The sequence below is a fragment of the Inquilinus sp. genome (assembly GCF_039594555.1).
GTDB lineage: Bacteria > Pseudomonadota > Alphaproteobacteria > DSM-16000 > Inquilinaceae > Inquilinus.
Genome location: NZ_JBCNNF010000299.1, coordinates 1 through 8,624, shown reverse-complemented (window position 1 = coordinate 8,624; position 8,624 = coordinate 1). Strand labels below are relative to the sequence as shown.

General features: G+C 68.8%; 6 protein-coding genes. 5 read left to right on the top strand and 1 reads right to left on the bottom strand.

What is annotated here, in order from left to right; all coding sequences use genetic code 11:
* Nucleotides 1–114: 114 nt before the first annotated feature.
* The 5 genes from ABDW35_RS25970 to ABDW35_RS25950 all read left to right on the top strand — a co-directional run bounded on the left by ABDW35_RS25970 (nt 115) and on the right by ABDW35_RS25950 (nt 7,473).
* Nucleotides 115–1,236, top strand: a complete 1,122-nt coding sequence (locus ABDW35_RS25970) for a helicase HerA-like domain-containing protein (RefSeq protein WP_343716758.1) — start codon at nt 115–117, stop codon at nt 1,234–1,236.
* Between the two features lie 111 nt (nt 1,237–1,347).
* Nucleotides 1,348–2,772, top strand: coding sequence for an adenylate/guanylate cyclase domain-containing protein (locus ABDW35_RS25965; protein ID WP_343716757.1), 1,425 nt, complete (start codon nt 1,348–1,350; stop codon nt 2,770–2,772).
* A gap of 222 nt (nt 2,773–2,994) precedes the next feature.
* A complete protein-coding gene (locus ABDW35_RS25960; protein ID WP_343716756.1) occupies nt 2,995–3,441 on the top strand; it encodes a hypothetical protein in 447 nt (148 codons plus the stop codon).
* A gap of 317 nt (nt 3,442–3,758) precedes the next feature.
* The gene (locus ABDW35_RS25955) at nt 3,759–5,951 is read left to right on the top strand and encodes an RNA degradosome polyphosphate kinase (RefSeq protein ID WP_343716759.1); all 2,193 of its coding nucleotides are present in this window, start codon (nt 3,759–3,761) and stop codon (nt 5,949–5,951) included.
* Between the two features lie 13 nt (nt 5,952–5,964).
* Nucleotides 5,965–7,473, top strand: coding sequence for a Ppx/GppA family phosphatase (locus tag ABDW35_RS25950; RefSeq protein WP_343716755.1), 1,509 nt, complete (start codon nt 5,965–5,967; stop codon nt 7,471–7,473).
* 155 nt (nt 7,474–7,628) lie between these two features.
* On the opposite strand, the gene ABDW35_RS25945 is transcribed toward ABDW35_RS25950, so the two are convergent.
* Nucleotides 7,629–8,624 (bottom strand): ABC transporter substrate-binding protein (locus ABDW35_RS25945; RefSeq protein WP_343716754.1); only part of this gene is annotated, 996 nt, incomplete at its 5' end.

Genomic DNA, 8,624 nt, shown 5'->3' with positions numbered 1-8,624 from the left:
GAAAGGCACTTCCCGCGTAACTGCCGGTTCCACACAGGTACAGTTCCAGCCCGGATATGCTTATACCATTTACCTGGCAGGCGCCAAAGACAGCACCGGTGCACGCAGGAGGGTGTGCTCAACATCGCCTTCAAGGCGGCGGACCAGGAAGGGCTGCTGCTGCTCGACCTCAAGGACCTGCAGGCTCTGCTGGCCTTCATGGCCGAGAACGCGTCGAAGTTCACCGGCGTCTACGGCAACGTCTCCAAGGCCTCGGTCGGCAGCATCCAGCGCCAGTTGCTGGTGCTGGAGCAGCAGGGCGCCGAGGCCTTCTTCGGCGAGCCGGCGCTGGACCTGATGGACCTGGCCCGCACCGCGCCGGACGGGCGCGGCATCATCAACGTGCTGGCGGCGGAGACGCTGATCCAGGCGCCGCGGCTCTACGCCACCTTCCTGCTGTGGCTGCTGTCCGAGCTGTTCGAGCGGTTGCCTGAGGTCGGCGACCCGGACAAGCCGAAGCTGGTGTTCTTCTTCGACGAGGCCCACCTGCTGTTCGACGACGCGCCCAAGGCGCTGGTCGAGAAGGTCGAGCAGGTGGTGCGGCTGATCCGCTCCAAGGGCGTCGGCGTCTATTTCGTCACCCAGAACCCGATCGACGTGCCGGACAAGGTGCTGGCCCAGCTCGGCAACCGCGCCCAGCACGCGCTGCGCGCCTTCACCCCGCGCGACCAGAAGGCGCTGAAGGCCAGCGCCGACACCTTCCGCACCGAGGGCAAGCTGGACGTCGCCCGGGCGCTGCAGGAGCTGGCGGTGGGCGAGGCGCTGGTCTCCTTTCTCGACCCCAAGGGCATCCCCGAGGTGGTGGAGCGGGCGCTGGTCTGCCCGCCGGTCTCGCGCCTGGGCCCGATCAGCGATGCCGAGCGCCAAGCGGCGATCGCGGCCGGCGGCATGAATGCCAAGTACAGCACCGCGATCGACCGCGAATCCGCCTATGAGAAGCTGACCGCCAAGGCGGCCGAGGCGCAGCAGGAGGCGGCGGCCGCCGCCGAGGAGAAGGCCCAGGCGAAGCAGGGGCCCAGCATGGCGGAATCGATCTTCAGGGACGTGATCCGCAGCGCCGGCAGCTCGGTCGGCACCCAGCTCGGCCGCAGCCTGGGCCGCAGCGTCGGGGGCACCGCGGCAGGCACGCTGGGCAGCTCGATCGGCCGCGCCGTGGTCCGCGGCATCCTCGGCTCGCTGTTCGGCGGCCGGCGCTGAGGCGAGGCCGCCCATCCCGGAGCGGATCTTTCCGGGATGGGCGATGGCCCGACCCCAGGTGCGCCCTGTCGCAAGCGCGCCGCCCCTGTCCGCTGCCGGGGCGGCTGGGGTATGCTCAAGCCCATGCAGGAGAACGACGCCCTCTTCGATGCCTTGCGCCGCTCGGCCGATCCCGCCGTGGTCGACGCGCTGGAGGATCTCGTCCGCAACGGCCGCGACGAGGACCTCGCCCGGGTCAACGCCCTGGGCTTCGCGGCGGCACGCGGCCTGGACGAGGAGGGGGTGATCGCGGCCCTGCTGCAGGCGTCGCGGCTGGGCCTGTTCGAGATGTCGTGGAACATCCTATGCCCGAGCTGCGGCGGCGTTCTCGGCGCCAACGCCACGCTGCGCACCGTGCAGCAGCAGGACTACCACTGCGCCTTCTGCGCGGTGAGCAGCGAGCCGGTGCTCGACGACACGGTCGAGGTCAGCTTCACGGTCAGCCCCCGGATCCGCCGCATCGGCGCCCATGATCCCGACAGCCTTGGCTTCTGGGACTATCACCGGCAGGTGTTCTTCGGCTCCGGCCTGGCGTTCCCCGAACGCGGCGCGTTCGAGGAGCTGAGCCGCCAAGCGATGCTGGAGACGGTCGATCTGCGGGCCGGCGAACGGATGATCCTGGCCCTGCAGCTGCCGGCCGAGCCGGTGGTCGTCTTCGACCCGGTGACCCACGCGGCCCATTGGGTCGAGACCGAGGGCGAGCCGACGGCGGAACGCCGCGACCTGTCCATGATCTTCACCACCGGCCATTCCGGCGTCGCCCGGTCGACCCTGGCCCCCGGCCCGCTCCGCCTCCTGCTGGACAACCGGACGGAGCGGCGGGTCCTGGTCGGCGTCTACGCGGCGGGGCCGGAGCTGTGCAGCCTGATCGGGGGCCGGCGCCCGTACCTGACCGCCAAGCGCCTGCTGACCAACCAGACCTTCCGCGACCTGTACCGGACCGAGACGCTGGACGTCGAGCAGCGGCTCAAGATCATGAGCCTGACCTTCCTGTTCACCGACCTGAAGGGATCGACCGACCTGTATGAGCGGGTCGGCGACCTGGTCGCCTATGACCTAGTGCGCTCCCACTTCCAAATCCTGAACGAGATCGTCGCCTCCGAATCCGGGGCCGTGGTCAAGACCATCGGCGACGCGGTGATGGCGACCTTCCCGGTGCCGCGCCGCGCCGTCTCCGCCGCCCTGCGGATGCGGGAGTCGATGCGGCAGCTGAATGCGCGGCGGGGGGCGGAGGAGCTGATCCTGAAGATCGGCATCCATGAGGGGCCGTGCCTGGCGGTGAACCTCAACGACCGCCAGGACTATTTCGGCCAGACCGTCAACATCGCCTCGCGGGTGCAGGCGCTGGCCACCGGCGACAGCATCTACGCCACCCAGCCGGTGGTGCAGGACGCGGAGGCGGCGCGGCTGCTGTCGTCGCACGGAGTCGCGGCGAGGCCCCAGGCGCTGGCGCTGCGCGGCGTCGGCGACCGCATGCCCGTCTTCGCCATGAGCTGACGGCGCCTACCACTAAAGAGGTAAACCGCCCTGGGTAAGGGCGCGCTACCGGCTAACCTTCGATAATCATACAGAAATTGCTGAAAGCAGCTGGCCCCGGGGGCACCCTGGAGCGCGGGTCTGTGACCGTTGCTGCAGGGACAACTGCTTGCATGCAGTGGTCGCATCCCCCGATAGTGGTGAATATAATTTTATTCGAATTCGAAATGGTGAGGTTTGCCCATGGCCGATGCGATCAGTCTGTGCCCGCCAGTCCATGTGCACCTGAAGGGCGGAGGCACGATCCGCTTCACCGATGCCGATGCCTTTGCGAACTGGCTGAATGATCTGTGCTCCGCGGCCGTCAGCGGTGATCCTGATGCCATCGGCGCCGACAGCCTGCAGTGGCTGGACGCGATCCTGCAGAAAATCGAGAAAGCCATCGATTCCGGTGCGGAGTCCATCTCCCCGGAGGTTTATCACGGCCTGCCCGCGCCGGCGGATGCGCCGATCTCGATCAACCAAACGCCTCCGGCAACCATCGGAACGGCGCCAAAATCCGACCAGACCTATCTCGATTTCGCGCAAAACCTGTATCGCATGGTCGCTCCGGTGGAGCGGCAGGGCAGGTCGGCCCGGAAGCGAGCCGGCGGTCAGGCACAGTTGGCGCATGCCGCTGCCGGGTTCTGACTCCGACGACGATCGATTCCACTGCGGCCGCGGAGCCATTCTGCGGGGCTGCGGCGGGACATAACGGTCGCCTGCCTCCCGTCTATCGGGCTCTGTTGGCTCGCCTTCGTTGCCGCAGGCCCGCCCGCGACCTCTTGCCGACGGCCAGGATCCGTCTGCTTGCGCGTTCCTCCCCGCGCCCGGCGCGGCGATGTCATCGCCTCATCGTGGCATTCCCCGTTCGGGCTTGTGTATAGTGCGGTGACGTCGAGCATCCGCAAGGGCTTGATATTACAGTTTTGTTACGATCGATGACGGTTCGGAGGCCATCCGTGAGCATGTTGCAGAGCACCGCCGAGGCTGTGTCCGCCGAGGCGCCGGAGGCCGCCCGCGGCCCCGCCAAGCCTGCGATCGCCGCGGATTCGCCCGACCGGTTCATCAACCGCGAGCTGTCCTGGCTGGCCTTCAACCAGCGTGTGCTGGAGGAGGCCTACAACACCCGCTACCCGCTGCTGGAGCGGCTGCGCTTCCTGTCGATCTCGGCCTCAAACCTGGACGAGTTCTACATGGTCCGCGTCGCCGGGCTGAAGGCGCAGGTGGCGCTCGGCGTCGCCTCGCCCAGCCAGGACGGGCGCAGCCCGGCGCAGCAGCTGGGCGAGATCACCGCCCGGGTGCAGGAGCTGATGCGCGACCAGCAGCATTGCTGGCGGGCCCTGAGCGAGGAGCTGCGCGCCGCCGGCATCGTCGTGGCCCGGCCGGATGAGCTGACCAAGTCCGAGAAGACCTGGCTGGAGGAGCGGTTCCTCAGCGAGATGTTCCCGGTGCTGACGCCGCTGGCGATCGACCCGGCCCATCCCTTCCCCTTCATCCCCAATCTCGGCCTGTGCCTGGCCCTGGCCCTGGTCGCCACCGGGGAGGAGGCGCAGGACGAGATGGAGGCGATCGTGCCGCTGCCGCCGCAGCTGGACCGCTTCATCCGCCTGCCCGGGGCGCCGATCCGCTTTGCCCTGCTCGAAGACGTGGTGATGCTGTTCCTCGACCGGCTGTTCCCCGGCTTCACCCCGCGCGCCAGCGGCACCTTCCGGGTGATCCGCGACAGCGAGATGGAGATCGACGAGGAGGCGGAGGATCTGGTCAAGACCTTCGAGAGCGCGCTGAAGCGGCGCCGCAAGGGCATCGTCATCCGCCTCTCCGTCTCCGCCGACGTGCCGGACACGCTGCGCCACTTCGTCTGCGAGAAGCTGAAGGTCAAGGACGACGACGTCTATTCCCAGGACCGGCTGCTGGGCCTGGTCGACACCAAGAAGCTGATCGTCGACGAGCGGCCGGAGCTGCTGTTCCCGCCCTACAATGCCCGCTTCCCGGAGCGGGTGCGCGATTTCGGCGGCGACAGCTTCGCCGCGATCCGGGCCAAGGACATCATCGTCCACCACCCGTATGAGAGCTTCGACATCGTCGTCCAGTTCCTGCGCCAGGCGGCGCGCGACCCCGACGTGGTGGCGATCAAGCAGACCCTGTACCGCACCTCGAAGGATTCGCCGATCGTCCAGGCCCTGGTCGAGGCGGCGGAGGCCGGCAAGTCAGTCACCGCAATGGTCGAGCTGAAGGCCCGCTTCGACGAGGAGGCCAACATCCGCTGGGCCCGCGACCTGGAGCGGGCGGGCGCGCAGGTGGTGTACGGCATCATCCATCTGAAGACCCATGCCAAGGTCTCGATGGTGGTGCGGCGCGAGCAGGGCGGCCTGCGCACCTACACCCATTTCGGGACCGGCAACTACCACCCGATCACCGCCAAGGTTTACACCGACCTCAGCTTCTTCACCTGCGACCCGGCCCTCGGCCGCGACGCCGCGGCGATGTTCAACTACATGACCGGCTACGCCAAGCCGGCGAAGCTGGAGAAGCTGTCGATCGCGCCGCTGTTCCTGCGCGACCGGATCATGGAGCTGATCGACGCCGAGATCGAGAATGCCAAGGCGGGTAAGCCCGCCCAGATCTGGGTCAAGCTGAACGCGCTGGTCGACGCCAGCATCATCGACAAGCTGTACCAGGCCTCCCAGGCCGGGGTGGAGATCGACCTGGTGATCCGCGGCATTTGCTGCCTGCGGCCCGGCGTGCCCGGACTGTCCGAGAACATCCGGGTGCATTCGATCGTCGGCCGGTTCCTGGAGCACGCCCGCATCCTGTGCTTCGCCAACGGCCAGAGGCTGCCGTCGCGCCAGTCCAAGGTCTTCCTGTCCTCGGCCGACTGGATGCCGCGCAACCTCGACGGCCGGATCGAGAGCCTGGTGCCGCTGGAGAACGCCACCGTCCGCCAGCAGGTGATGGAGCAGATCATGCTCGCCAACCTGAAGGACGAGTCGAACACCTGGATGCTGGCCCCCGATGGCCGCTATCATCGGATCGACGCGCCGGAGGACGCCTTCAGCGCACACATGTACTTCATGACCAACCCCAGCCTGTCCGGCCGGGGCAGTGCGCTGAAGGATGCCAAGCGGGCGCCGCGCCGCCTGGTCAAGCCCGCAGAATAAGGATCGAGGCCCGGTGTTCCGTATCGGACCGATCGTGCCGTCCCGGCCGGGGCGGGTGGGTGTCATCGATATCGGCTCGAACTCGATCCGGCTGGTCGTCTATGACCGGGTGACCCGGTCGCCCGTGCCGGTGTTCAACGAGAAGGTGATGTGCGGCCTGGGCCGCGGGCTCGGCCAAGCCGGCCGCCTGTCGCCCGAGGGCGTGGTCCAGGCGCTGGACAACCTCGCCCGCTTCACCCGCCTCCTGGAGGGCATGGGCGTCGACCGGGTCGACGTTCTGGCCACGGCGGCGGTGCGCGAGGCCGAGGACGGCGCCGATTTCGTCGCCGAGGTCGAGCGCCGCTGCGGCCTGCCGATCACCGTGATCAGCGGGGTGGAGGAGGCGCGGCTGTCCGCCCTCGGTGTCCTCTCCGGTATCCGCGATGTCGACGGCGTGATGGGCGATCTCGGCGGCGGCTCGCTCGAGCTGGTCGGGCTCGACCGCGGCGAGATCCGCGAGCAGGTGACCCTGCCGCTCGGGCCCTTCCGGCTGATGGACGAGACCGGTGCGCGCAAGGAGGCGCGCAGTGTCGTGCTCGACACGCTGGCGCAGCAGGACTGGCTGCAGCTCTATGCCGGGCGCAGCTTCTACCCGGTCGGCGGCGCCTGGCGCGCCATCGCCAAGCTGTTCATGGAGCGCGAGAACCACCCGCTGCACATCATCCACCAGTACACGGTGCCGACCGGGGCGCTGGCCGAATTCGTCGGGCTGGTGGCGAAGCAGAGCAAGGGGGCGCTGTCCGGCGCCGCGATCTCGCGCCGCCGGGTCGAGATGCTGCCGATGGCGGCGCTGGTGCTGGAAGGCGTGCTGAAGACGCTGAAGCCGGCGCGCGTGGTGTTCTCGGCTCTCGGCCTGCGCGAAGGCCACCTCTACGACCTGCTGGCGCCGGAGGACCAGGCGTGCGACCCGCTGATCTATGCCGCGGCCGAACTGGCGCACCGGCTCGACCGCTTCGGCCATGCCGAGGTGGTGGCGGAATGGACCCGGTCGGTGTTCCCGGACGAGACGGCGGACCATGCCCGGCTGCGCCAGGCGGCCAGCCTGCTCTCGGATATCGGCTGGTTCGAGCATCCCGACTACCGGGCCGAGCATGCCTGGCTCCGCGTGCTGCGCATGCCGGTCGCCGGGCTGGACCATGCCGAGCGGGTGTTCCTGGCCGCCGCCGTCTATGTCCGCTACGGCGGCACGCTGGGCGACCCGCTGACCGGCCCGCTGCTGGAGCTGCTGACCGAGGAGATGCGCAGCCGCGTGCTGCTGCTCGGCCAGGCGCTGCGGCTGGCCCACACCCTGACCGGCGGCGCCACCTCGCTGCTGGAGCGCACCAGCCTCACGGTCTCGGGCGAGGCGGTGGTGCTGAGCCTGCCGGCCGACGAGGAGGCGCTGACCGGCCTCGCCGTCGACCGTCGCCTCGACGCCGTCGCCAAGGCGCTCGGCAAGCCCGGCCGGGTGGTGGTCGAGGAATCAAGGCGCGCGGCGGGGTAGGGGCCAGGACACCCCACCGGGCGTTGCCCCCCTTGGTTGCGAGACGTTCTCCACGTTCCCCAATCCGTCATCCCCGCGAAAGCGGGGATCTCGTCACGCTATGACCGGAAAGAGATTCCCGCTTGCGCGGGAATGACGGCAAAGAGGATGGGGCATCACGATCCCTTCGCCACCCAGACGTTCCAGTAGCGCGGCGCGTCGGCCGGCCAGACCTTGAAGCCCTGCACCCGCTTGGCTACGGCATAGTCCGAGGCATGCAGGTACAGGCTGGCGGCCGGCGCCTCCTCGGTGAACAGCCGGCCGATCTGGTCCAGCACCGCCTGCATCTGCGCCCGGTCGGTGGTGGCGTTGGCCTGCGCCAGCAGGTCGATGGCGCGCGGGTCCTTCCAGATCTTGCGCGGCTGCGGGCCGATGATCCGCTCCCACTGGCCCAGCGGGTCCAGCCGCGGCGAGTAGGAGAAGGACTGGGTCTGGAACTTGCCGGTCGTGTAGGCGTCCAGCTGCGCCGTCCACTCCAGCACCTCCAGGTCGACATTCAGCCCGACGCTGCGCAGCATGTCCTGCATCAACACGGCGCAGTCATACATCTCGGCATAGCGCTTGTTCGCGGTCATGACGATGCGCTGGCCCTTGTAGCCGGCCTCGGCCAGCAGGGCCTTGGCCCTCTCCGGATCATAGGGCAGGGCGTCGGTCTGGGCCTGGGAGTGGTAGGGGCTGAAGGCCGGCACCGGCGTGGCCGAGAATTTCGAGCCGCCGAAGGTGACGGCCTCGGCGATGGCGGCACGGTCCAGCGCCATCACGATCGCCTGCCGCACCCGCCTGTCCTGCAGCACCGGGTCCTCGGACTGCAGGATCAGCGCCTCCCAGCCCGGGGTGATGCTGGACTCGACCGTCAGGTCCGGGTTGCCCTGCAGCTGGATCCGGTCCTGCGATTCCAGCGGCGCCGTGTCCAGCGCCCCGGCCTGCAGCGCGGTCAGCTTGGCCGCTGCGTCCGGCATGATGGTGAAGCGGACCTTGTCGACATACACCTCTTTGCGGCCGACATAGCCGCTCATGGCATCGTCGCGCGGGGTGTAGCCGTCGAACCGGGTCAGCTCGACATACTGGCCCGGGCGCCAGTCCGACAGGATGAAGGGGCCGGTGCCGACCGG